Raw genomic sequence first — 25,825 nt, forward strand, 5'->3', positions numbered from 1 at the left:
TAGTTAACTTGTTTAGTTTAGTTGTTTATAGAAAAGGCGCTTTGAACAGCGCCTTTTTGGTTTCAAAAATTCAACCCTTTTTTATGGAAGTAAAATCAATCACAACATTGTTAGTTTTAGCTTTGTTAATGTTTTTAGGGCAGTCAAATGCGCAAGTTACAGTAGGAAGTGGTAGTTATACCAGTATTTTTCCAGGAACAGATTCTGCTGGAAGAAATGGTTTTCCTTCGGGAACTCCTCAACTAAGTGGAAATGCATTAGGAAAACCTGTTCCAACAAACGACTGGTGGTCCTCGCTAATTAAATTTGATCATGCCGATAATTTGTTTAATTATCCCATGACCATGAAAACAACCAATCAGGGCCTAATAGTTACGTATATTCCTTGGGGGCCTATCGGTGACTCCGCACCTATTATTGTTGGTCTACAAGGGCTAAGCGCAACCAATGCCACTGTTTCAGATTATTCAGATTGGACGGTTACCATGAATTGGGATGATGGTTCGCATAGCTTAGATGCAACGTCTGGTATAGGGATGCCATTTATATATTTTGAAAAAGATAGCAATGACGTTGTTGAAATAATCATTAATTCTGGAGCTGTAACAATTTCCAATGAAATGATTATAGTTGCAAACGCAAGCGCAGGTGCAGATTATGCTATCTATGCTCCTGTGGGCAGCATCTGGTCACAAAACGGAAACAAGTATACATCAACATTAAATGGGAATAATTATTGGTCCATGGCCATGATTCCGCTAACGGCCTCAAACGTGGCTACTGTTGCTAGTGAATATAAAAAGTATGCTTATGTTTTTCCAACCAACACCGAGGTTTCATGGAGTTTTAATGAAAGTACGTCGGCTGTAACAAGTACTCTTATTGCATCTGTTGATGTGAAAGATGGCTCTGTTTCAAATACCAACATGCTATTGGGTTTATTGCCACACCAATGGAGTAATTTAGCTTCTGGTTCCCCTTCCCCATCGGGATACAGTTACAGCACCGTTAGAGGTGAATTAAAGACTTTGGATGGCAACTCCTTTACTACTGAAAATGTTTTTAAAGGCATTCTTCCCACAATGCCCAATTTGGCAAATTATAGCCCAAGTTTCAGCCCCGCGGATTTACACACAAAAATAGCTCAAATTGAAAATGACGTCTTAGCAACATGGACAGATTCTTATAATGAAGGTCAGGTAATGAACCGTTTGATTCAAACAGCTAGAATTGTAGACCAAATGGGGAATACTGTTGCTAGAGATAAAATGGTGGCAACCATCAAGGAGCGTTTAGAAGATTGGCTTAGCTATCAGGCGGGCGAGGTGGCTTTTCTGTTTTATTACAACAACGATTGGTCCGCCATGCTAGGTTATCCTGCTGGGCATGGACAAGATAATAACCTTAACGACCATCACTTTCATTGGGGCTATTTTATACACGCTGCAGCATTTATGGAGCAATTTGAACCTGGTTGGGCCAACGATTGGGGAGACATGGTAAACTTGTTGGTTAGGGATGCGGCATCATCAAATAGAAACGATGCGCAATTTCCTTTCTTAAGAAATTTTAGTCCTTATGCAGGTCATTGTTGGGCCAATGGTTTCGCAACATTCCCATTTGGCAACGATCAAGAATCCACTTCAGAAAGTATGCAGTTCAATTCATCGTTGATTCACTGGGGAACTATAACCGAGAATGATGCTATTCGCGATTTAGGAATTTATTTGTACACAACCGAACAAACAGCCATTGAAGAGTATTGGCTAGACATGTATGAACGTAACTTTAGTCCGTCACATCCCTATAGTTTGGTATCGCGCGTATGGGGGAATGCCTATGACAATCAAACATTTTGGACTGGAGATATCACAGCATCTTATGTCATTGAAATGTATCCGATGCATGGAGGTTCCTTATATCTTGGTCAAAATACGGCTTATGTTCAAACTATTTGGGATGAATTGAAGGCTAACACTGGCATTTTAAATCCAAATGATACCAATCCCAATCTATGGCACGACACCATTTGGAAATATCTTTCATTCATAGATCCTGCTGAAGCAATTTCACTTTACAATGCAGATCCTGATAGAGTTTTAAAGTTCGGAATTTCGGACGCACAAACATATCACTGGTTACACGCTATGAACGCCATGGGGCAATTGGATGCTGGCATAACCGCTAATTACCCAATTGCTGCCGTTTTTAATGACGGTGGCGATAAAACTTATGTGGCCCATAATTATTCAGATGCACCCATATCAGTTACTTTTTCGGATGGTTTTATGTTGGACGTTCCAGCCAATTCCATGACGACAAGTAAAGATGTTGGTGTAGCAGGAACCATCTCTTCAGATGTTTATCAAACATCAGAAAATGGCGTTGCAAATTTATCAACGGTTACGACGGGAAGCGGTATTACAAAAGTCGAATTTTATAATGACGGTACTTTATTAGCGGATGATACTACTGCACCTTATGAATATAACACAGGAAACTTAGCCTTGGGAATTTATAATATGTACTCAAAAATATACACTTCCTCAGGTTTTGCTGTAAGCAATATAATCACAATTCAGGTAGGAGATCAGGTGCCATATTCGGGAACGCCATCAACCATTCCAGGTACCATAGAAGCAGGCCATTATGATATATTTGAAGGGGGAAGCGGCCAAAATATCGCTTATTTCGATGCTTCAACAGGCAACAATGGAGATTTTAGAACGAGTGAGGATGTTGATGCCGTATCCATTGTATCTGAAGGCGATACTGTGGGATGGATTTCTAACGGAGAATGGATGGAATATACCATTGATGTTCAAACAGCAGGATGCTATAATGTAGACCTACGCTATGCGAGTGGTAATACTAGTGGTGGTGGCCCCATTTATTTTGAAATCGATAATGTAAAAGTTAGCCCAGATATTGTTTTTAGTTATACTGGTGATTGGGGCAATTGGAGTACCGAGGCCGTGAGCAATATTGATCTTACAGCTGGTGTACATGTCCTTAGATTGGTTGCTGATGGTGGTGAGATTAACCTTGGCAGAATGACATTTACATATGATGGTTCTGAGTGCACACCAATAGGCGAAAATACTGGATTGCCATTTGATTTTGAAACCGATCCAACCACAACAGACTTTAATAATTTTGATGGCGGCACAGGTACTGTAGAAGCAGTTCAAGCACCACAAAGCAGTGGTAATACCAGTGCTAATTTAGCAAAGATTGTAAGGGATGGAGGCCAAGTTTGGGCAGGCGTTTATATTAATCTTAACGAAGGTTTAAACTTCAGTAGTAAAAAATATTTAACGCTCAGGCTGTGGACTGAAGCACCTGTGGGGACTACGGTAAAAATAAAATTGGAAGAACAGGCCAACAGGGGTAACGCCACCGAAAGAGACGCCTATACAACTGTTTCTGGTGGATGGGAGACCTTAAGTTGGGATTTTTCAGCAGTTGGGGTTAGCAATTTTGATAGCCTGGTATTTATGTTTGATTTCGGAAACGCTGGAAATGGCAGTAACACCTCAACTTTTTACTTTGACGATGTACAGCAAGTGGCCAGTTTATCAACCCAAAAACATGTTTTAAAGGCCTTTAAGGTTTTCCCTAATCCAACAAATGATAGTTGGATATTGAGATCAAATGATATTAAAATATTAACGATTAATGTGTTTGACATTTCAGGTAAAAAAGTATTAACACTTTCACCAAATACTAATGAAACATTAATAAAAGCATCAAACTTAAAAACAGGATTATACTTTGCCCAAATAGAAACAGAGCAAGGAATTAATAGCTTTAAGCTAATGAAAAATTAGTTTAGTTTAGTTGTTTGTTATGGAGTGGGTGCGGTGATATATCGCGCCCATTTCTTTTCTCCAAATCTAATATTTGGCTTCCATAAAGTTTTAAAATAATTCTGTATTTTATGTCGAAAGCGTGTTTTAATGAATTTTGGTTTAGAAAATCGCAATGGAATAACATTGAATCTTGGTATAATTTATAAATATAAGTTTAGCGATGAATAATTTAAAAAACATATGTATTTGCGCCTTAGTCTTTTTAGCTTTAGCTTGTAAAAAGCAAGCGAATTCAGATTTGGACACGAGGATGGAAAATACAGATGCATCAATTGACAATAAAGTATCCGACTTATTGTCTAAAATGACCTTAGAAGAAAAAATTGGCCAAATGAACCAATACAATGGGTTTTGGGATGTTACAGGCCCAACACCTACCAATGGTGATGCCGCAAAAAAATATGAACACCTTAGAAAAGGCTATGTGGGCTCCATGCTAAACGTAAAAGGGGTTAAGGATGTAAGAGCAGTTCAAAAAATAGCAGTCGAGGAGACACGATTGGGTATTCCGTTAATTATAGGTTTTGATGTCATTCATGGTTATAAAACTTTGAGCCCAATTCCATTGGCGGAAGCTGCTAGTTGGGATTTGAAGGCTATTAAGAAATCGGCAGAAGTTGCGGCAAAGGAAGCTTCAGCCGCTGGGATCAACTGGACCTTTGCACCCATGGTTGATATTTCTAGGGACGCACGCTGGGGCCGGGTTATGGAAGGTGCTGGAGAAGACACGTATTTGGGCAGTAAAATTGCTGTAGCAAGAGTTGAAGGATTTCAAGGCAATGATTTGGCGTCACCATTCACCGTTGCGGCGTGCGCCAAACATTGGGCAGGTTATGGTTTTGCCGAGGCGGGAAGGGATTACAACGCGGTGGATGTAGGTAGTTCTACTTTAAATAACATCATTTTTCCACCATTTAAAGCCGCGCTTGATGCTGGGGTTAAAACCTTTATGAATTCATTCAATGAGTTGAATGGAATTCCTGCCACGGGAAATGCATACTTGCAAAGAGAACTTTTAAAGGGCAAATGGGAGTTTGATGGTTTTGTGGTTTCAGATTGGTGGTCAATTAAAGAAATGGTAAAACATGGCTTTGCAAAAGATAAAAGACAAGCTGCAGAATATGCCATAAAGGCGGGGTCTGATATGGACATGGAATCGTACGCCTATGTGGAAGAATTGGCTGGATTGGTCAGAGACGGCAAGGTTGATGAATCGTTAATTGATGACGCAGTAAGCCGTATTTTAAGAGTGAAATTTGAATTAGGCCTTTTTGACGACCCTTATAAATATTGCGATGAGGCTAGAGAAAAGCAAGTTATAGGTTGCAAGGAAATTCAAGAAGCCTGTTTGGATATGGCTAAGAAATCAATAGTCCTCTTAAAAAACGAAAATCAATTATTGCCGTTAAAAAAGGAAGGCCTAAAAATAGCATTGATAGGCGCATTGGCATCAGACAAAACAAGTCCTTTGGGAAGCTGGCGACTTGCTGCAGAAGATAATACGGCCGTATCTATATTGGAAGGGATGCAACAATATCCAAATAACGATTTAACCTATGCTAAAGGTGCCGATTTTGTTTATGGAGAAGCAAAATTCACTTCGGAGTTAAATATAAACACTAAGGACAGGAGTGGTTTTCCTGAAGCAATTGAAGCAGCAAAAAACAGTGATGTGGTGGTTATGGTCTTGGGAGAACACGCCTTCCAAAGTGGGGAAGCCAGAAGCAGAGCAGATATTGGATTGCCTAGCTTACAACAAGAATTGTTGGAAACAATATATGCTGTAAATAAAAATATTATTTTGGTATTAAACAATGGGCGACCTTTAGCAATACCTTGGGCTGATGAGCATATACCTGCTATAGTTGAAGCATGGCATTTAGGAACTCAAAGCGGAAATGCTATAACTCAAGTACTTTATGGGGATTATAATCCGAGTGGAAAATTACCTATGACGTTCCCAAGAAATGTTGGTCAAATTCCTATCTATTACAATCATAAAAATACAGGACGCCCTACCCTTCCTGCGTCCAATGATGTGTTCTGGTCCCATTACATAGATGAGAGCAATGCGCCTTTATATCCATTTGGTTATGGATTAAGTTATACCTCTTTTGCTTACAGTAATCTAAAAGTTGAAAAAATTTCAGATAACTCAGTTAAGGTTTCTGTTGATTTAAAGAATACAGGAAAAGTTAAAGGCAAAGAAGTTGTTCAGTTGTACATTCATGATTTGTTTGCCAGAGTTACAAGGCCTATTAAAGAGCTAAAAGGTTTTGAGATGGTAGAATTGGAGCCAAATCAAACTAAAACAATAGAGTTCGTTTTAACAGAGTTAGAACTTGGGTTTTTTAATAATGAGGGTGAATTTATTCTAGAACCAGGAGAGTTCAATGTGTTTGTTGGTGGAAATTCCCAAGCTGATTTAAAAGGCAGTTTTCAATTATAGTGGAAGTTAATTTCGTTTAGTTTAATTTAAATGGTTGTTTTAAAAAGGTGTGTTTTTGTTTAAACACGCCTTTTTTCCTTACTTTGTATTGAAACCATGCCACAATGATGTTTGATGATATTTTAACGGCCATTCCTTTTGGAATTATTCTTGCTTTTACCATTGGGCCGGTGTTTTTTGTGCTTTTGGAAACCAGCGCTACAAAAGGATTTAGAAGTGCTTTAATCTTTGATTTGGGCGTTATATTGGCCGATATTTTATTCATTTTGGTTGCCTTTTTTAGTACAAGCAAGCTTTTGGATAAGATTGAAGACGACCCCAATTTTCTAATTTTTGGAGGTGTTTTGTTGGTAGCCTACGGGATAATTTCCTTTATAAAAACATCAAAATCATTTCGGGCCATACTTAAGGAATACCATAAAATTGAAATTAAAAAGGGCTACGGAAAACTTTTCCTTAAAGGGTTTTTGCTAAACTTTATCAATATTGGGGTGCTGTTGGGTTGGGTGGCTTTTATAGTCTTGGCTAACTCATTAACCAGTTCCAAAGATGGTGTGGTGGTTTTTTTGAGCACCATTTTGGTGGTTTATTTTTTAGTAGACTTGGTTAAAATACTTATAGCCAAAAAGCTTAAAAACAGGTTAACACCTCGACTTATTTTTAAAACCAAAAAAATAATAGCTTTGGTTATTTTGGGTTTTGGCGTACTGCTTTTGGTACAAGGCTTTTTCCCCAAGGAAAAGGAATTGTTACAGGATAAATTGGAGCAAATGAGCCCGATTAAGTAACCCAATAAAACACTTTATTTTTTTATGGATTTTATTGATACCCACAGCACATCAATGGACACAAAATCCACTTTGTCCAAAAACGCATAAGTTATATTCTAAATAAGTTCATTTAAACTAAAGCAATATTTCGTTATATTTAATGACAGACAAACTAAATATTTCACATGGGCAGTAAGCTTACTAACTTTTTCAAAGAACTAAAGCGCCGAAAAGTCTATAAGGTGGCAACTGTATATGCCATAACCAGCTGGTTGATTATACAGATAGTGGGTATAACCTTCCCCCATCTTAATCTCCCCGATTGGATGATAACGGCAGTCATCGTTTTTGTAATTTTGGGTTTTCCTGTTGCCTTGGTACTTGCCTGGGCTTTTGAATTGAGCCCCGATGGCATTGTTAAAATGTCATCTCCAGAAGCTGAAAACAACCCATTACCTGCCCATAAAAGAAAGCCTTTCACAGGAAACCTTACTTTAGGCGTTTTATTTTTATTATTGATAGGGCAGTTTATTTATTTCAAGTTTTATGATGAAAATGAAGTAAAAATAGCACAGAAAACTGTTTCTCAAGCCTCAATGTTTCCTCAAAAATCTATTGCGGTACTTCCGTTTAAAAATTTGAGTAGCGACAAGGAAAACGAATATTTTTCTGATGGGGTAATGGAAGCTATTCTCAATAATTTATCCAGGATTAGGGACTTAAAAGTGGTTTCACGGACCTCGGTTGAACGCTATCGAAATGATAATAGTCCAAATATCTATGAAATAGCCACTAATCTTGAAGTGGCAAATGTGTTGGCTGGTAGCGTGCAAAAGGTTGGCGATAATGTAAGGATAAACGTTGAGCTTATTGCGGGAGAAAAAGAAAACAGGATTTGGGCAAACAATTATGACCGAGATATAAGCGATATATTTACAGTTCAAAGCGAGATAGCTAAAACCATTGCGGAAAACCTTGAAGTTATTCTAACTACCGAAGAAAGACAAATTATAGAAAATGCTCCAACGGCAAACCTCAAAGCCTATGACCTTTTTTTAAAGGCAACTAGTAAAGATTGGCAGACTAAAGACGAAATTGATAAGGCTAGTAATCTGGTAAAGAAGGCTATTACTTTAGATTCTAACTTTGCTTGGTCTTATCGTTACCTTGGCCATTTGACGTATAGATTAAAGGAATTTGGTGCACAAAAAAAAATATGGGCAGATTCAGCACTGGTTATATTGGATAAAGCCATCAAATTAGACCCGGCCGATGCTTGGTCTTACCTAAATAGATCGTATATATATCATGACCTATTTGAATTCGATAAACAAGAAGCAAATCTAAATCTTGGTTTGCAATACGACCCGAATAACGTTTATATTTCATACTCTCTAGGAATTCACTATTTAAATTTTGGTGAATTCAGTAAAGGTATCGATTACATTTTAAAATGGCTTTCGGTAAATAAACCGGACGATTCAGAGGAATGGTACTATTATGCCATGGGCAATATGTTTGCTGATATTGATTCTAACCTCTCAGAGAAATATTTTAAAGAAGCTCTCGAAAAATATCCTAATTCTACTGGCATTATTGCAGGATTGTGTTGGGTGAGTTTAATAAATTCTGAGTTTGAAGAAACCCTAAATTATGTGGATAAATGGAACGCTATTGATTCAGAGAATCACCATTGGTACATGGCCTATGCGAATTTCTTTTTGAAAAATTACGATTTAGCAGAAACCTATTACTTAAAAGATAAAGAATTAGTTGAAGAAAGGGACACTGTTCACGTATATGAGAGCTTGCAGCGATTAGCCTACGCTCAGCTACAAATAGGTAAGACCGAAGAAGGAGTAAAAAACCTCAAAACATTCAAGAATATGTTATTGAGCAATCTTGAAAAGCAAGAAATGACTGGCATTAAGCAACCAGGGTATTATGATTTAGGCGCTTTCGCTGCATATGAAAATGATAAAGAAACGGCCTATGATTATTTAAAGAAATCATGGGAATTTGGTGAAAGAGGAAGGTTTTTTAGATTGGTTTTAATGCACGATCCGTTCTGGGACAATCTAAGAGGGGAGGAGTGGTTTCAAAACACAATAAAAAAGTTTAATGATGAAAAGATAACCAAGGAACAATTGCTAAAAACCAAACTGAAAGAATACCATGCTAGAAATGAATTGAAATGGATAGAATTGTGATGGTAAGTAAATAAAAAAACTCCTTTGCTAATCAAAGGAGTTTTTTTGAGGCGTCAAGCGGATTCGAACCGCTGTAGAAGGTTTTGCAGACCTCTGCCTAGCCACTCGGCCATGACGCCATTATAGCTGCAAATGTAAAAAAAATTCAGACTTTTCAATAGTTAAAATCACTTTTTGCGCGTTTCGGTCATTTTTATGGTTACCCGTTCCACATCGCCTCCAATGGGCGGGTTTAGCTTGCTTACCCAAACTGTAGCTTTGGTTACCAGTTGGTCTTCGTTAAAAATACGGTTTAAAATACGTTTGGCAACTGTTTCAAGTAGGTGCGAGGCTATGTCCATTTCCTCTTTAATCACTCGGTTTAAAAAAACATAATCTACCGTATCATGTAATTTATCTGTAATTGCCGAAGTTTGTAAATTGGCTTCAACCTCTAAGTCAACACGGTAATCGCTACCAATTTTTGTCTCTTCTTTTAGGCAACCGTGGTAAGCAAATACCCTTATATTTTCAACTTTTATTATTCCCATATTGGCTTATTTAAATCTCAATTATAGAGTAAAATTACCTAATTTTGCACAATAATTGGTTTAACAGCAGTGGTTTCTGTTTTATCAAAAGCAATCTTAGTAATTCTTATGACTGAAGAAAGAAAATCACTCAATTTTATTGAGCAAATTATAGAGGAAGATTTAGCAAATGGAATGTCTAAAAATGAACTACGGTTTCGTTTTCCACCAGAGCCAAATGGTTATTTGCACATTGGTCATACCAAGGCCATAGGCATTAGTTTTGGGTTGGGCGAATATTACAATGCCCCGGTAAACCTCAGGTTTGACGATACAAATCCCGCCAAGGAAGAGCAGGAATATGTTGATGCCATAAAAGAAGATGTAGCTTGGTTGGGCTATAAATGGGATAAGGAACTGTTCTCTTCCGATTATTTTCAGCAACTTTATGATTGGGCTGTTAGCATGATAAAGGAAGGAAAGGCCTACGTAGATTCACAAAGCAGCGAAGCCATGGCCGAACAAAAGGGAACACCAACGCAACCAGGCATAGACGGACCATACAGAAATAGGAGTGTGGTAGAGAACCTCGACTTGTTCGAGCGTATGAAAAAGGGTGAGTTTGATGAAGGTGAACATATTTTACGCGCCAAAATAGATATGCAACACCCCAATATGTTGATGCGCGACCCCATAATGTATCGTATTCTTAAAAAGTCGCACCACAGAACGGGAAGCGATTGGTGTATTTACCCCATGTACGATTGGACCCACGGTGAAAGCGATTATATTGAACAGATATCGCACAGTTTATGTTCGTTGGAATTTAAACCGCACAGAGAACTATACGATTGGTTTTTAGACCAAGTTGTTGATGTCGATAAGCTTAGGCCCAAACAACGTGAGTTTGCGCGATTAAACTTAAGCTACACCATTATGAGTAAGCGCAGACTGCTTAAATTGGTTGAAGACGGTATTGTTTCTGGTTGGGACGACCCCCGAATGCCTACCATTTCGGGCTTGCGCCGAAGAGGGTATACACCAGCATCGTTAAGAAAATTTGTTGAAACTGTTGGTGTGGCTAAACGAGACAACGTTATTGATGTATCGCTTTTAGAGTTTTGTATTCGCGAAGATTTAAATAAAACCGCACCACGTGTAATGGCTGTTTTAGACCCGGTAAAATTGGTTATTACCAATTATCCGGAAAGTAAAGTTGAATGGTTGGATGCCGAAAACAATCAAGAGGATGAAAGTGCCGGTTTTAGAAAAGTACCTTTTTCAAGGGAACTTTACATTGAAAAGGAAGACTTTAAAGAGGAAGCAAGCAATAAGTTTTTTAGGTTGAAATTAGGGGGAGAAGTGCGTCTTAAAAACGCCTACATCATAAAGGCAGAACGTGTTGTAAAAGATGCTAAAGGCAATATTGAAGAAATTCATTGTACTTATTCCGAAGACACCTCCAAAAAAGTGAAAGGTACATTGCATTGGGTTTCCATTCAGCATGCCATAAAAGCGGAGGTTAGGGAATATGACAGACTCTTTATGGATGAGGCGCCTGATGCCCATCAGGACAAAGATTTTATGGAATTCCTCAATCCAAATTCCTTAAAAACCATTGAAGCTTATGTTGAGCCAAGTTTAAAAGAGGCTAAAGTAGGTAATAGGTTCCAGTTTCAACGTTTGGGCTATTTTAATGTGGATAATGATAGCACTACTGAAAAATTGATATTCAACAAAACCGTCGGTTTAAGGGATTCTTGGGCAAAACAGGCTCCAAAGCCACAGGCCGAAAAACAAAATACCAGACAAAATAAGCCGCCCCAACGAAAGTCTATTGATGTTATTCAGCAGTTGGGAAAGAAATACACCAATTTACCAGAAGCCAAACAGCAAAAAGTGAAAGCTGAAATACAAGAATTGGCTAACGACGTGACTTATGATGAATTGCAACCACTTTTTAATACCGCAGAAAAAAAGGTAGGAACTCGAATTGCTGTTGCTTTGGCACTTGGCGTTTTATTGGCAAAAGGCCTTGAAAAAAATGATGAAATAGAAGAGTTTATCACCAAAGCCTTAGAGGACAATAATGAACTTTTGGTTGCTGTGGCCCGGTCCATTTAATTTTCGCAATGTGTTAAAAATAAACGCTATATAGAAATTTTAGCTACATTTAACTACTAACTAAACATTTTTATTATGGAATTTTTGAATCCTGTCGCCATGTTGGTTGCGGCAATTTCGGCCATGGTTGTTGGCTTTATTTGGTACAACCCAAAGACTTTTGGTAACGTTTGGATGCAAGCATCAGGCATGACTGAAGAAAAGATTAAAGGCGGGAACATGGCCAAAATATTTATTATGGCGTTTATTTTTGCTTTTTTATTGGCTAGTGCACTTCCTTCAATGGTTATCCACCAAATGGGCGCTGTTAGTCTGGCACAAGGCGAGTTGGGTATGTTGCCTTCTTATGACGCTTTTTTAAGTGATTATGGTGATGCATTTAGAACCTTCAAGCATGGTGCGCTTCATGGTATTTTGGCAGGTATTTTTATTGCACTGCCAATTTTGGGAACTAACGCCTTATTTGAACGAAAAAGTGCTAAATACATCTTTATCAATGCCGGATATTGGATTGTAACGCTCGGTATAATGGGCGCAATCATCTGCGGTTGGAGATAATAATTTTGTAAACTTTTAACATATTTAAAGACTGAGAATTGTAATTTTCGGTCTTTTCTTTTTGAATTGATACGCTACACTATTTACAACTCATTTAACGAACTTCCAGAGGGCTGGAATTTACTTGCAAAGCACGATGTGTTTTTGCAAACGAGTTATTTACAAGCGATGGAAAAAGCTTCTCCCAATAACATTCAGTGGTTTTATGTTGGTGTTTTTAACGGCGAAGCCTTAGCAGGTGTTGCCATTGTTCAACGGGTACAGTTGTATTTAAAAGACATGTTCAGAAATACTAAAGTTTCATGCTTTAAAACATTTTTTAAAGATTTGGTTTCGCGTGTTTTGAAGGGAAATATTTTGGTTGTTGGAAATTTAACCCATACCGGACAACACGGATTATTTTTTAGAAGAACAGCTATTTCACAATCCGATTTTTTTAGAGAGATTTTTTCAGCATTAGATGAAATTAAAGACCAAATAAAGAAAAGTCAAGGCAAGAAAATTAGGGCTGTTGTACTAAAGGATTTTTTTAAAGATGATGAAATACATAAGGAAAAACATGTTTTTGACGTAGCCAAACTTCACCAAGTTTATGTACAGCCAAACATGTTGCTTCAAGTCAAGCCTGAATGGATAAAATTTGATGACTACATAGCCACCCTAAACAAAAAATACCGAGATAGATACAAACGTGCCAGAAAAAAGCGGAACTCCATTAAGCCGGTTGAGTTAAGTCTTTTGGACATTCAAAAATATACACCAGAATTGCATCAGTTTTATATGAACGTATCCAACAACGCCAAGTTTAACACCTTCATTTTACCCGAAAACCATTTTTATAGTCTTAAGGCCAATTTAAAGGAAAACTTTAGAGTTTATGGGTATTTTTTAAAGGACCAATTGGTTGGTTTTTACACTTTGATTTTAAACAATATAGCCCTGGAAACTTATTTTTTAGGATATGATGAAGAACATCAATATCCAAATCAATTGTATTTAAACATGCTTTACGACATGCTTCAATATGGTATTGAAAACAAGTTCAATACGGTTGTTTATGCCCGAACGGCCATGGAAATTAAAAGTTCGGTAGGTGCGGAAGCTATCCCCTTGGTTGTGTACTTAAAGCATACCAATGGTTTTTTAAATGCTATTTTAAGGCAGATCTTTAAACTTATGAACCCATCAGAAGATTGGGAAGTAAGGCATCCGTTTAAATAGGATTATCTAAATCTTTGCTCATTACTGTTTTTTCAAATTACTGTTTTCATTTTTATAATATTTGATAAATTTAGGTTTTAGAGTATTTGACAAGAAATTGCCATCAACATTTTGAATAATATGAGTTTAAGAACATTAATATTAATCATAATCAATAGCCTTATTTTTTTGGTTATTTTAATGTTGTCTATTACATTTTATAGTCAGTTTTCAAAAGCGTTGGATGATAGAATTTTTCTTCAGCTCAATTCCATAAAAACCCTAAAGCAGGTACAAGTTGAAAATTTGATAAAAAGTGAATGGGCTAAATTTCTGAATTCAAAACCCACAGATTTCCCTATGGATAGCATTGCATTAAAACTGCCAAAATCTGTATTAACTACTTCCGGGATATTTGATTTCACCAAGTATAATATCAACGGACAAACAGCTATAGGTTTGGTTTCGGTTGCTGACAACCAAGCCAAAGTGAAGATTATTGACTATAACAAGATTAAGGAAATATTGCTGGAACGCACAGGAATGGGTAGCAGCGGCGAATCTTATTTAGTTGGGGAAGATTTTCACCTAAGGTCACAATCGCGTTTTGTGCCAGAGGAAACGCCGTCTTCCATATTTGCTAAAACCAAAGCCGCTGTTGACGCTATTTCAGGAAACGCAGGGAAAGCTATAATAAAAGACTATAGAGGGGTAGAGGTATACAGTGCTTACGGCTCTATAAACATATCCAATTTAAATCTGGGTATACTGAGTGAGATTGATTTGAGTGAAGTAAAGGCACCGCTAAAAAGCTTAAAGCTTAGACTTTTGGGCCTTATAATTTTAATCATGCTAATTGCTGTTGTTTTGTCTTTATTTTTAACTAGACTGATTACCAATCCCATTATTAACATGCAAAAAAGCTTGAAGATAATGGCAGATGGAGACTATAACCAAACCAATGAATTCAATAAAAATTCGGCTGAAATAAAGGAAATGTTTGCCGCTTTGGACAATTTGAAAAAATCGCTTCAAGGAGCTGTTAAATTCTCTAATGAAATTGGGAAGATGAATCTCAATAACGATTATGAACCAAGGAGCCAAAATGATTCACTTGGGAAGAGCCTTATAAAAATGAGGGATAAATTGATTGAATTTAGAAGCAAGGAAAACAAGAACAGAGTAGAAACCCAACGATTAATGGTAGATGGCCTTGAAAATGAAAGGAGACGACTGTCACGGGAACTGCATGATGGCATTGGTCCACTTTTAACTTCATTAAAGTTTTATATTGAAAATAAAGTTGATACAAAAAAGCAAAAACAGGAAATGATAAATATAGTGGATTCTACAATTTCTGAAATTCGTTTAATGTCCAACGCTTTGATGCCCTCAACCATTGATGATTTTGGGGTGGGTGTGGCGCTCACAAATTTCGTGAATAGTATAAAAGAAACTTCCGGAATCTCCATAGAATTTGAAGATTTAACCAAAGAAAACAATAGTAAAATAACTAAAAATCAAGCCATAAATATCTTCAGGATTGCACAAGAGTTAATCAATAATGCATTAAAGCATTCAAAATGTAAAAATATTAGAATTTCACTCTCCGAGTTCGACGATTTTATATCGCTTTTCTATTTTGATGACGGTATTGGTTTCGATCTTGAGCGTGTAAAACTTGGTTCTGGTATCATAAATATTAAGGAACGTGTAGAAATCTGTAATGGACAAATCCAAATAGATTCCAAAAAAGGAATGACCACATTTGAAATAGAATTACCCATAGAATTATGAGCAAAATAAAAGTAATAATTGCCGACGACCATGAGCTGTTTAGAAACGGCTTAAAAGAACTTTTAATAAAACACGGTGATATTGAGGTTGTGGCAACCGTTGGTGACGGTTTGGCGTTTATGGAGGCCTTAAATGAGAACAATGAAATTGACATTGTTTTGTTGGATATTACCATGCCAAATATGGATGGCTTTGAAGTTTTAAAAGAACTAAAAAGTAAAAAGGCATTTATTAAACCTATTGTTATTTCCATGCATGACGATGGTAATTACATAGCAAAATGCGCCAAAAGTGGCGCTTATAGTTATTTGCTAAAAAATGCCGACGAAGATGAATTGATTAAAGTGGTGCTCATTGTAAACCAAGGGAAGAAATATTTTAGCCCTAAAATTTCTGAAAAGATGATAAATTTTATGTCAGACCAGAGGGTAAGCGAAAATATACTTTCAAACAAAGAACGTGAGGTTCTGAGCTTAATTTCTCAAGGACTTACCACCAAGGAAATTGCAACTAAATTATTTGTTAGCACCAGAACAATTGAAACCCATCGTGCCAATATTTTAAAAAAATTGGACGTAAAAAACACTGCAGAATTAATAAAAAAGGCAGCGCAAATCAATTTGATTTAAAGCAAGGCATCCGTATAAATACGGATATAAATTACGTGGTTTCCCATATCAGCCAAGACTAGGTTTTTCAGTTAATTTTGATACAAATTAAAATTGTAAATACTATGAAGAACTTAGCATTAATAATGGCAGTTGCCTTTTTTACATCCATAAGCTCGTTTGGGCAAGAAAGAAGTGAATTAACAGGACCAGCTTACAAAAATTATAAACCTTGGAAAAATAAAACCAAAGCTAAAAACGTGTATACGTCCAACTCAAAGGAGAATTTAACGGGGCCAGAGTATAAAAACCATAAGCCTTGGACAAAGACATCGGAAGCTGAATACACTCAGGTTGTATCAAACAACGAAAGAGCCAACTTAATAGGTCCTGAGTATAAAAACTACAAACCTTGGAAGAATGAAAAGAAAGAGGAGTCAGTTAACACTGAGGTTGCAAATAACGTAGAAAAGGAATAGCTTATTTTAACAAAAGTAAAAGGCATCACATCGTGATGCCTTTTTTGTTCTTTATATATAAAAAATTGCTCAATGGCCGTCTTATTTAGCGGTGTCGCCACCTTTCTTTTTAGCGTTTTTCATGGCCTCACCAATTTGGTTGCTGGCGGTAAAACTGGCAACCATATCGTTCAGCATATTGCTTCCGGCTTGAGGAGCATTGGGCAGTAAAATAAGGTTGCTGTTGGTTTCTTCACCCAAAGACTGCAAGGTGTCATAATGCTGTGTTACTACTATTAACGCCGAGGCCTCCTGGCTGTTTATACCAACGCGATTAAGCACTTCAACCGATTCTTCCAAACCACGGGCTATTTCACGACGTTGGTCAGCAATACCTTGACCTTGTAAACGTTTGCTTTCGGCCTCAGCTTTAGCTTTTTCAACAATTAAAATTCGTTGTGCATCACCCTCATATTGGGCGGCAGTTTTTTCACGTTCTGCCGCGTTAATGCGATTCATGGCTGCCTTTACCTGCGCATCAGGATCAATATCTGTTACTAAGGTTTTAATTATATCAAAACCATAATCAAGCATGGCATCGTTCAATTCAGCTTTTACAGCTAAGGCGATATCATCTTTTTTCACAAATACATCGTCTAATTTCATTTTAGGGACTTCAGCACGTACTACGTCAAAAACATAACTGGTAATTTGCTCGTGCGGATAATCCAGTTTATAGAAGGCATCATACACTTTTTGGCTTAAAACCCGGTATTGAACTGACACTTTCAATCTTACAAATACGTCATCAAGAGTTTTGGTTTCAACAATAACATCTAACTGCTGAATCTTTAAACTTAGGCGTCCTGCCACCCTATCTACCAAAGGGATTTTTAATTTTAGACCAGATTGTCTAATGCTGTGGAACCTACCAAAGCGCTCAATAATAGCAGCGGTTTGTTGTTTTACAATAAAGAATGAGGCGATGAAAATCAATAGGCCTAAAACAATAAATGGGATATAAAAAAAGCTCATAATGTTTAGTTTAAGGTTTAAGAAAAGTAAGATACAAAAATACACTATATTTGGTCGCTAATAATCCTTACAAATGAATTACAACAGACTTTTCTTATTAGTAGCAATTACCCTATGTTTTGTTACAAATAGTTTTGCCCAAAGAGGAAGTTACCGCATTACTAATGGATTTAGTATTACAGGTGGTATTTCTAAATTCAACATTTTAACCGACAATTTTGAAACTAAAGAATCCAACGGATTTGCTGGAGGCGCCATGGCCACTGTAGATATTCCGTTGCGTTGGTATAATATAAGTTTTGGCATGCAACTTTCCGAAAACCATGTTGAGGTTTTAGGTCGTCCGGCATCGGTGGGCACAGAAGAAGAATTTATAGATTACAAACTTTTTGCTGTACAAGTAGCAATGTTGATGCACGTTAAAGTGTTGCCAAACCATTTTACAATTGATTTGGGCCCAATGCTACAGTATAATAGCAAATTAGAGTTTGACGATAAAAACCAAGAAGGCTTTTATATAAATAACTATACAAATTTAACGGCTGAGGATATCACTAATGTATCCCAATTTCATTTTAATGGTACCATAGGGGTGTCGGCTGGTGTAAAAAACTTCAAGCTGAAAGCCCAATACATTTACGGTTTTACCAATATGTTGAAAAAACTGGAAAAGCAAGATTTGGATACCAGTGGGGGAGATGCCCGCTTTAAAGGTAACCAAAGTATGTTGGTTTTGGGAGCTACGGTTTCCTTCTAATATGTTCTGAAAACAAGTTCAGAAAGACAGAAACTTATAAAACATCAATCACAGATTGAACTCGTTCAACCGTTTCATTCTTCCCAATTATAAACATAATATCAAAAACATCTGGGCCTTGCAAAGCGCCAACTAGCGCAATACGCAAGGGCATCATTACTTTACCAAAACCGATATTGTTTTCTGTTATCCAACCTTTTATATCATTTTGTAAATTTTCTACAGTAAAATCATCAATATGTAAAATGATGCTTTTCAGTTTTTCCATAAGCTCTAAAGTATCTTCTTTAAAAGCTTTTTTGGTTGCTTTTTCATCGTATTCAGTAGGTGCTGTAAAAAAGAAATGGCTCAGTTCCCAAAAATCTGAAACAAACGTGGCGCGTTCTTTTATTAAACCGATTATCCTAGCGGTGTAATTCACATCAATTTCAGAAAGTTCAGGACGTTTAGATTTAAAGGTTTTCGCCAATATATCATTACTTTGTTCTTGCATGTAGTGATGGTTAAACCATTTAATTTTTTCAGGATCAAAACGTGCACCTGATTTATTGACACGCTCCAATTCAAAGGCATTTATTAATTCTTCTAGGTTGAAAATCTCCTGCTCTGTGCCAGGGTTCCAGCCTAAAAGGGATAAAAAGTTAACCATAGCTTCTGGGAAATATCCATCTTCTTTATAACCTCTTGAAACCTCTTTTGTGTTAGGGTCTTTCCATTCTAAAGGAAATACAGGAAAGCCTAATTTATCGCCGTCACGCTTACTTAATTTTCCTTTTCCTGTGGGCTTTAGGATAAGGGGCAAATGCGCAAATTCTGGAGCTTGCCAACCAAAAGCATCGTATAATTGACAATGCAAGGCCAAGCTAGGCAACCATTCTTCGCCGCGAATTACATGGGTAATCTCCATTAAATGGTCGTCTACAATATTTGCCAAATGGTAGGTGGGCATGCCATCGCTTTTAAACAATACTTTATCATCCAGAATATTGGTGTCAATTTTTATATCGCCACGAATAATGTCTTTTAAATGAAGTATTTCATCTTTAGGCGATTTAAATCGGATAACATAATTCTCGGCGGCATCCAATTTAGCCTGGACTTCTTCCGTTCTAAGAGATAAGGAATTACTCAATTTTAATCGGTTATGCCAATTGTAAATAAAGGTTTTTCCTTTTTTTTCATGATCTTTTCTGTGAAAATCTAAAGTTTCGGCTGTATCAAAGGCATAATAGGCATGGCCTTTTGCGATGAGTTCATCGGCATATTTTTTATACAAATGTTTGCGTTCACTTTGTCTGTAAGGACCAAATGAGCCTTCCTTCCCAGGACCTTCATCAAATGGCATTCCGCACCAGTTTAAGGCATCAGTAATATATTGCTCTGCACCTTCTACATAACGATTTTGGTCCGTATCTTCAATTCTTAAAATAAATGTGCCGTTATGTTTTTTGGCAAATAAATAGTTGAATAATGCGGTACGAACACCTCCAATATGTAAAGGCCCTGTTGGACTTGGCGCAAAACGCACACGAACGTTTTTGGTCATCTTTTTTAATTTTTGGCAAAGATACAATTAACAGGTAATTAAGAACATGGTATAAAATAAAATTGTAGTTTAGTAAATTAGCATGAAATTTTCCCAAATCATGAGCAACTTTAAAACCATACAAAACAAATTAGAGGCATTCATTCGGCGTTACTACACCAATGAATTGCTAAAAGGAGTCATTTTGTTTTTTGCTATTGGGCTGCTGTATTTTCTCTTTACGCTTTTTGTTGAACATGTTTTATGGCTGAATACTGGGGCCAGAACTGTTTTATTTTGGGTGTTTGTTACGGTAGAATTTGGGCTGCTGGTTAAGTTCATTTTTATTCCGTTGGCTAAGTTGTTCAAACTTCAAAAAGGGCTCAATTATGAAGAAGCCTCAAGAATTATTGGCAAGCATTTTCCTGAGGTTAACGATAAACTTTTGAATGTTTTACAGTTGCACGGAAGTCCATCAAAATCTGAATTGCTGTTGGCGAGTATCGAACAGAAATCGCTGGAATTAAAGCCAATTCCGTTTAAGCTTGCTATTAATTTCAAAAAGAATTTTGGATATCTAAAATATGCGGCCATTCCAATTGTTATTTTGTTACTTACTTATTTTACAGGGAATTTTAATTGGTTTAGTGATAGTTACAAACGTGTGGTGCACTATAAAACGGCTTATGAGCCGCCAGCACCGTTTCAGTTTTATGTATTGAATGAAAGCATGACTGCCATTGAAAACCAAGACTTTAAGCTTGTGGTTAAAACCGCTGGAGAGCTTACTCCAGAAAGCGCTCAAATAACCTATAACGGCCAAACTTATTTTTTGCAACAAAAGGCTTTGGGCGAATTTGAATACGTGTTTACACAACCCAGGGTAGCTGTTGAGTTTCAACTTTCGGCCAATGAAGTAACCTCCAAACCGTATGCCATTGAAGTTGTAGAAACACCATCGGTTTTGAGCTTTCAAATGGTTTTGGACTATCCTAATTACACCAACAAAAAAGATGAAATATTAAAAAGTACAGGTAATGCCCTAGTACCGGAAGGTACAAACATCAAATGGCAACTAAGTACCAAAGCCACAGATAATGTGTTTTTATACGCCAAAGATACTGTAAGCTTTAACTCCGAAAAAGATGGAAATTTTGAAGCATCAAAACAAGTATTCAATAATCTTAATTACACTTTAAGCACAAGTAATAAGAATCTCCAAAACTTTGAAAATTTGGCTTTTAGTATAGGCGTCGTTAAGGATGAATATCCTGAGATTAACATGGAAATGCAACAAGACAGCCTTGATTTACAAACGCTCTATTTCCACGGGCAGGTGAGCGATGACTATGGTTTTACGAAACTTCAACTTGTTTATTATCCAGTTTTGAACGAAAATGAGAAGGAGATTGTTACAATGCCCGTTTCTAATTCAAATGTTTCAGAGTTTATTTCTGCATTCCCAAATGATTTGAACATAGAAGAAGGTGTTGCTTACGAATTGTACTTTCAAGTATTTGATAATGATGAAATTAATCGTTATAAAGGCGTGAAGAGTAATGTCTTCACATACAGAAAACGAACATTAGAAGAAGAGGCTCAAAAAAATCTGCAACAACAAAACGAAACCATCAAGGATTTAAATAAATCTTTGGAAAAGTTTAATGTTCGACAAAAGGAACTTGAGGAGCTGACAAAGACACAAAGGGAGAAATCAACTTTAAATTTTAACGACAAAAAGAAATTGGAAGTTTTTTTCAAACGTCAGATGCAACAGGACGAAATGATGAAGAATTTCAATAAGAAGCTTCAAAATAATTTGGAAAATTTTGAGAAAGAAAATACTGAACAAGATGAATTCAAAGAGGAGTTGAAAGAACGACTCAAAGACAATGAGGAAAAGCTTAAGCAAGATGAAAAGTTACTCAAGGAAATTGAAAAGCTTCAGGATAAAATCAATAATGAGGAGCTTATTAAAAAATTGGATGAACTGGCAAAACAGAATAAGAACAAGAAACGTAGCTTAGAGCAACTTCTGGAATTGACCAAGCGTTTCTATGTTGAAAAGAAACTTGAAAAGCTGAAAGAAGATTTAATGAAGTTAGCTATCGATCAAGAAAAATTGTCTAATGAACCAGATGAAAATAACACAAAGGAAAGCCAAGAGCAATTGAATGAGCAGTTTCAGAATTTTAAGAAGGATATAGAAGAACTAGAAAAGGAGAGCAATGAACTTAAAAAGCCAATCGATATTCCAAGAGATGAGTTGGACGAAAGAGAAGTGGATGAAGAACAAAATAATGCCTCTGAAGAACTAGAAAAAAAGGAAGGACTAAAATCTACTGAAAGTGATAAAACTAATGCTGACGAAAATCAAAAGCAAAGTTTAAAGAATGCACAAAATAGCCAAAAGAAGGCCGCTAAGAAAATGATTCAAATGAGTCAAAGCATGAAAAGCGCCATGCAGGCTGGTGGCGGGGAGCAAATGCAGGAGGATATAGAAATGTTGCGTCAAGTATTGGATAATGTGGTTTTGTTTTCTTTTGATCAAGAAGCGCTCATGAATCTGTTTAAATCCATAGAAGTTAACCATAACAAGTTTGCTTCCTATTTAAGAAAGCAAAATGATTTGAAGGAGCATTTTGAGCATATAGACGATAGTTTGTTCGCTCTATCGTTGCGCCAGCCCAAGCTTTCAGAACAAGTTAATAAGGAGGTTAGTGATGTTTATTACAACATGGAAAAGGCAATGGTTTTACTTGCAGAAAATCAATTGTATCAAGGAATTTCAAATCAACAGTTCGCTGTTACGGCGGCTAATAATTTGGCAGATTTTTTAAGCGACTTTTTAGATAATATGCAAGAAAACATGAGCATGTCTGTTGGTAAAGGCGGTGATGGTGATATGCAACTGCCCGATATTATTATTACCCAAGGACAGCTTAATGAAATGATGCAGAAAGGCATGAAGCAAGGAGAGCAAGGTAACCCAAAAGAAGGTGAAGGAAAAGAGGAAGGACAAGGAGAAAAGGAAGGAAATAAACCCAGTAAGCAGGGTAAGGATGGTGAAAAGGGAAGAGCTAATAACAAGGGAGAAAATGGTGAGCAAATAGGAGGAGAAGGCGAGGACACTAATGAAGATCTAGACGGTTTGCTTTATGAAATTTACCAACAACAGCAACAGTTGCGGCAAGCGCTTCAAGATAGATTGTCCAAAGAGGGGAAAAATGGGAATGGAAATGCACTAGTAAGAAAGATGGAGGATATTGAATTAGATCTCCTAAATAAAGGTTTTACAAACCAAACCCTTAAAAAAATGATGGACTTGAAACATCAATTACTTAAATTGGAGAATGCAACGTTTCAGCAAGGAGAGGATGATAAGCGTGAATCTGAAACAAATAAAAAGAGTTTTTATAATAACGCAAACAATCAAATCCCAACAGCAAAGGAATATTTTCAAACTACCGAAATATTAAACAGACAAGCGTTACCTTTGCAACAAGTTTATAAAAGGAAAGTGCAAGAATATTTTAGTGGTGGAAATGATTAATTTCAATTATGAAACTAAATTTAGGTTGAGAGATGAAGATCAAATTTCAACTTGGATTTTAAATACCATTTCATCGGAAAACCATAAACTTGAAGAAATCAATTATGTGTTTTGTGATGATGAATATTTGCATAAATTGAATGTTGAGTTTCTAAATCATGACACGTTAACAGACATAATTAGTTTCGATTATTCTATCGGAAAAATTATACAAGGGGATATTTTCATTTCTATTGAACGGGTAGAGGACAATGCTAAGGATTTTAATGTTTCGTTTGATGACGAGTTGCATCGAGTAATTGTGCACGGCGTGCTTCATTATTGTGGCTACAAAGACAAGAGTGAAGCTGACGCAAAACTTATGAGAGAAAAAGAAACTTTCTACTTGAATCAGCTCGTTTCAAATTAAAGAATTCAACGTATATTTGCAGACTTAAAATTTTATATGTTCCACGTGGAACATGTTTTTCAACATAAAGATTATGTTTAACGAGGTTTATGATGTCATAGTGGTTGGTGCTGGGCACGCTGGAAGCGAGGCCGCGGCTGCAGCTGCAAATATGGGTAGCAAAACACTGCTAGTTACCATGAACTTACAGAACATTGCTCAAATGTCATGCAATCCTGCGATGGGTGGAATTGCAAAGGGGCAGATTGTTCGTGAAATTGATGCTTTGGGTGGTTACAGCGGTATTGTGTCTGATACCTCTGCCATTCAATTTAAAATGTTGAACAAATCTAAAGGACCAGCTATGTGGAGCCCCAGGGTGCAGAGTGATAGAATGCGTTTTGCCGAAGATTGGAGACTGCTTTTGGAGCAAACCCCGAATCTTGATTTTTATCAAGAAATGGTTTCAGGACTTTTGATGGATGAAAACAAAGTTGCTGGCGTAAAAACATCTTTGGGGGTTGAGATAAAGTCTAAAGCAGTTGTTTTAACGAATGGTACTTTTTTAAATGGATTAATTCATATTGGTGACAAGAATTTTGGTGGAGGCCGTGCTGGCGAAAAAGCTGCGACAGGAATTACCGAACAATTAGTTGATTTGGGTTTTGACTCGGGCAGAATGAAAACAGGAACACCGCCTAGGGTTGACGGAAGGAGTTTGGATTATTCAAAAATGATTGAGCAACCTGGCGATGAGAACCCTGAAAAATTTTCTTATTTAGACGTTACAAAACCATTAAAAAAGCAGCGCTCATGCCATATGACTTATACCAGTGAATTGGTTCACGATTTGTTGCGTGAAGGTTTTGATAGGTCTCCTATGTTTAATGGCCGAATTAAAAGTTTAGGGCCTCGTTATTGCCCATCAATTGAAGATAAAATAAACCGTTTTGCAGATAAAGATAGGCATCAATTATTTATTGAACCGGAAGGTTGGAATACAGTTGAGGTTTATGTAAATGGTTTTTCAACTTCGCTTCCTGAAGATGTTCAATTTAAGGCATTAAGATCCGTTAAGGGATTTGAAAACGTTAAGTTTTTCCGTCCGGGTTACGCCATAGAGTATGATTATTTTCCGCCAACGCAATTGAAGCATACTTTGGAAACCAAACTTGTTGATGGTCTTTTCTTCGCTGGACAAATTAACGGAACAACAGGGTATGAAGAAGCAGCCTCTCAAGGTTTGATGGCAGGAATAAATGCTAGTTTAAAAGTTCAAGAAAAGGATCCGTTCATGCTAAAAAGAGATGAAGCTTATATTGGTGTTTTGATAGACGATTTAATCACAAAAGGCACTGAGGAGCCGTATAGAATGTTTACCTCTCGTGCCGAATATCGAACCTTGTTACGACAGGATAATGCCGATTTAAGATTAACCCCTAAAGGTTATGAACTTGGTTTAGCTTCTGAAAAGCGATTAAAAAGAATGGAAGAGAAGCATGAAGCAGCAGAAAAATTCGTAAGCTTTTTTGAGAATTTAAGTGTGAAACCTAAAGACATTAATCCGATTTTGGAAGATAAAGATTCGGCTCCCGTAAAGCAATCAGGAAAGCTGTTTAAGATTTTTGCGCGCCCAAATATCGAAATGAATGATATTCGAAAAATTGAGGAGGTGGAGTCTTACATTCAAGAAAATAATTTAGACAGTGAGATTATTGAGCAAGCCGAAATTCAAGTGAAATATTCTGGTTATATAGCCAAAGAAAAAAACAATGCTGATAAATTAAGCAGGCTCGAGTATGTAAAAATCCCAGAGAATTTTGATTATTCAAAAATCAAATCCATGAGTTTTGAGGCACGTGAAAAACTGAAAAAAATTCAACCAACAACTGTTTCGCAAGCATCAAGAATCAGTGGCGTTTCGCCAAATGATATTTCAGTTTTACTTGTTTATATGGGAAGATGATTTCAAACGTTCCACGTGGAACATCAAAATATTTTCTTTTTTTGTC

General features: G+C 36.8%; 17 protein-coding genes and 1 tRNA gene. 14 read left to right on the forward strand and 4 right to left on the reverse strand.

What is annotated here, in order from left to right:
• Positions 1-83: 83 nt before the first annotated feature.
• From ACB104_RS06060 to ACB104_RS06075, 4 genes are all read left to right on the forward strand, one after another.
• Complete coding sequence (locus tag ACB104_RS06060; RefSeq protein WP_370477389.1) at positions 84-3,830, forward strand: glycosyl hydrolase; 3,747 nt, start codon at positions 84-86, stop codon at positions 3,828-3,830.
• Positions 3,831-4,032: 202 nt separating this feature from the next.
• Positions 4,033-6,321, forward strand: coding sequence for a beta-glucosidase BglX (bglX, locus tag ACB104_RS06065; RefSeq protein WP_370477390.1), 2,289 nt, complete (start codon positions 4,033-4,035; stop codon positions 6,319-6,321).
• Positions 6,322-6,428: 107 nt separating this feature from the next.
• Entirely contained in the window at positions 6,429-7,109 is a 681-nt protein-coding gene (locus ACB104_RS06070) for a LysE family translocator (protein WP_370478059.1), read from the forward strand.
• 167 nt (positions 7,110-7,276) lie between these two features.
• On the forward strand, positions 7,277-9,301 hold the full coding sequence (locus ACB104_RS06075) for a tetratricopeptide repeat protein (protein ID WP_370477391.1): 2,025 nt from the start codon (positions 7,277-7,279) through the stop codon (positions 9,299-9,301).
• 48 nt (positions 9,302-9,349) lie between these two features.
• Here the strand turns inward: ACB104_RS06075 and ACB104_RS06080 are convergent.
• A tRNA-Cys gene (locus tag ACB104_RS06080) sits at positions 9,350-9,420 on the reverse strand.
• A 48-nt stretch (positions 9,421-9,468) separates the two neighbouring features.
• On the reverse strand, positions 9,469-9,831 hold the full coding sequence (gene folB, locus ACB104_RS06085) for a dihydroneopterin aldolase (protein ID WP_370477392.1): 363 nt from the start codon (positions 9,829-9,831) through the stop codon (positions 9,469-9,471).
• Positions 9,832-9,939: 108 nt separating this feature from the next.
• On the opposite strand from folB, the gene ACB104_RS06090 reads away from it, so the two are divergent.
• From ACB104_RS06090 to ACB104_RS06115, 6 genes are all read left to right on the forward strand, one after another.
• Positions 9,940-11,934, forward strand: coding sequence for a glutamine--tRNA ligase/YqeY domain fusion protein (locus tag ACB104_RS06090; RefSeq protein ID WP_370477393.1), 1,995 nt, complete (start codon positions 9,940-9,942; stop codon positions 11,932-11,934).
• A 75-nt stretch (positions 11,935-12,009) separates the two neighbouring features.
• A complete protein-coding gene (locus ACB104_RS06095) occupies positions 12,010-12,492 on the forward strand; it encodes a DUF1761 domain-containing protein (protein WP_370477394.1) in 483 nt (160 codons plus the stop codon).
• Positions 12,493-12,558: 66 nt separating this feature from the next.
• The gene (locus tag ACB104_RS06100; RefSeq protein WP_370477395.1) at positions 12,559-13,713 is read left to right on the forward strand and encodes a GNAT family N-acetyltransferase; all 1,155 of its coding nucleotides are present in this window, start codon (positions 12,559-12,561) and stop codon (positions 13,711-13,713) included.
• Between the two features lie 120 nt (positions 13,714-13,833).
• Positions 13,834-15,489 carry a sensor histidine kinase gene (locus ACB104_RS06105; RefSeq protein ID WP_370477396.1) on the forward strand — a complete coding sequence of 552 codons (1,656 nt, stop codon included), beginning with the start codon at positions 13,834-13,836 and terminating at the stop codon, positions 15,487-15,489.
• On the forward strand, positions 15,486-16,118 hold the full coding sequence (locus tag ACB104_RS06110; protein ID WP_370477397.1) for a response regulator: 633 nt from the start codon (positions 15,486-15,488) through the stop codon (positions 16,116-16,118). Before ACB104_RS06105 ends, ACB104_RS06110 begins: the two co-directional genes overlap by 4 nt.
• A 104-nt stretch (positions 16,119-16,222) precedes the next feature.
• Positions 16,223-16,576, forward strand: a complete 354-nt coding sequence (locus ACB104_RS06115; RefSeq protein WP_370477398.1) for a hypothetical protein — start codon at positions 16,223-16,225, stop codon at positions 16,574-16,576.
• 81 nt (positions 16,577-16,657) lie between these two features.
• On the opposite strand, the gene ACB104_RS06120 is transcribed toward ACB104_RS06115, so the two are convergent.
• Entirely contained in the window at positions 16,658-17,590 is a 933-nt protein-coding gene (locus ACB104_RS06120) for an SPFH domain-containing protein (RefSeq protein ID WP_370477399.1), read from the reverse strand.
• 73 nt (positions 17,591-17,663) lie between these two features.
• Between ACB104_RS06120 and ACB104_RS06125 the strand changes: the two genes are divergently transcribed.
• Positions 17,664-18,347 carry a hypothetical protein gene (locus tag ACB104_RS06125; RefSeq protein WP_370477400.1) on the forward strand — a complete coding sequence of 228 codons (684 nt, stop codon included), beginning with the start codon at positions 17,664-17,666 and terminating at the stop codon, positions 18,345-18,347.
• Between the two features lie 34 nt (positions 18,348-18,381).
• Here ACB104_RS06125 and gltX read toward each other — a convergent pair whose 3' ends face one another.
• Positions 18,382-19,893: a glutamate--tRNA ligase gene (gene gltX / locus ACB104_RS06130; RefSeq protein ID WP_370477401.1), complete on the reverse strand. Its 1,512-nt coding sequence runs from the start codon at positions 19,891-19,893 to the stop codon at positions 18,382-18,384.
• A gap of 100 nt (positions 19,894-19,993) precedes the next feature.
• Here gltX and ACB104_RS06135 point away from each other — a divergent pair, with 100 nt between their 5' ends.
• The 3 genes from ACB104_RS06135 to mnmG all read left to right on the forward strand — a co-directional run bounded on the left by ACB104_RS06135 (position 19,994) and on the right by mnmG (position 25,779).
• On the forward strand, positions 19,994-23,425 hold the full coding sequence (locus tag ACB104_RS06135; RefSeq protein ID WP_370477402.1) for a coiled-coil domain-containing protein: 3,432 nt from the start codon (positions 19,994-19,996) through the stop codon (positions 23,423-23,425).
• On the forward strand, positions 23,418-23,834 hold the full coding sequence (gene ybeY, locus ACB104_RS06140; RefSeq protein ID WP_370477403.1) for an rRNA maturation RNase YbeY: 417 nt from the start codon (positions 23,418-23,420) through the stop codon (positions 23,832-23,834). Before ACB104_RS06135 ends, ybeY begins: the two co-directional genes overlap by 8 nt.
• Positions 23,835-23,907: 73 nt before the next feature.
• Positions 23,908-25,779: a tRNA uridine-5-carboxymethylaminomethyl(34) synthesis enzyme MnmG gene (gene mnmG / locus ACB104_RS06145; protein ID WP_370477404.1), complete on the forward strand. Its 1,872-nt coding sequence runs from the start codon at positions 23,908-23,910 to the stop codon at positions 25,777-25,779.
• Positions 25,780-25,825: the final 46 nt, after the last annotated feature.

The organism is Tamlana flava (genome assembly GCF_041287255.1).
Taxonomy (GTDB): domain Bacteria; phylum Bacteroidota; class Bacteroidia; order Flavobacteriales; family Flavobacteriaceae; genus Tamlana; species Tamlana flava.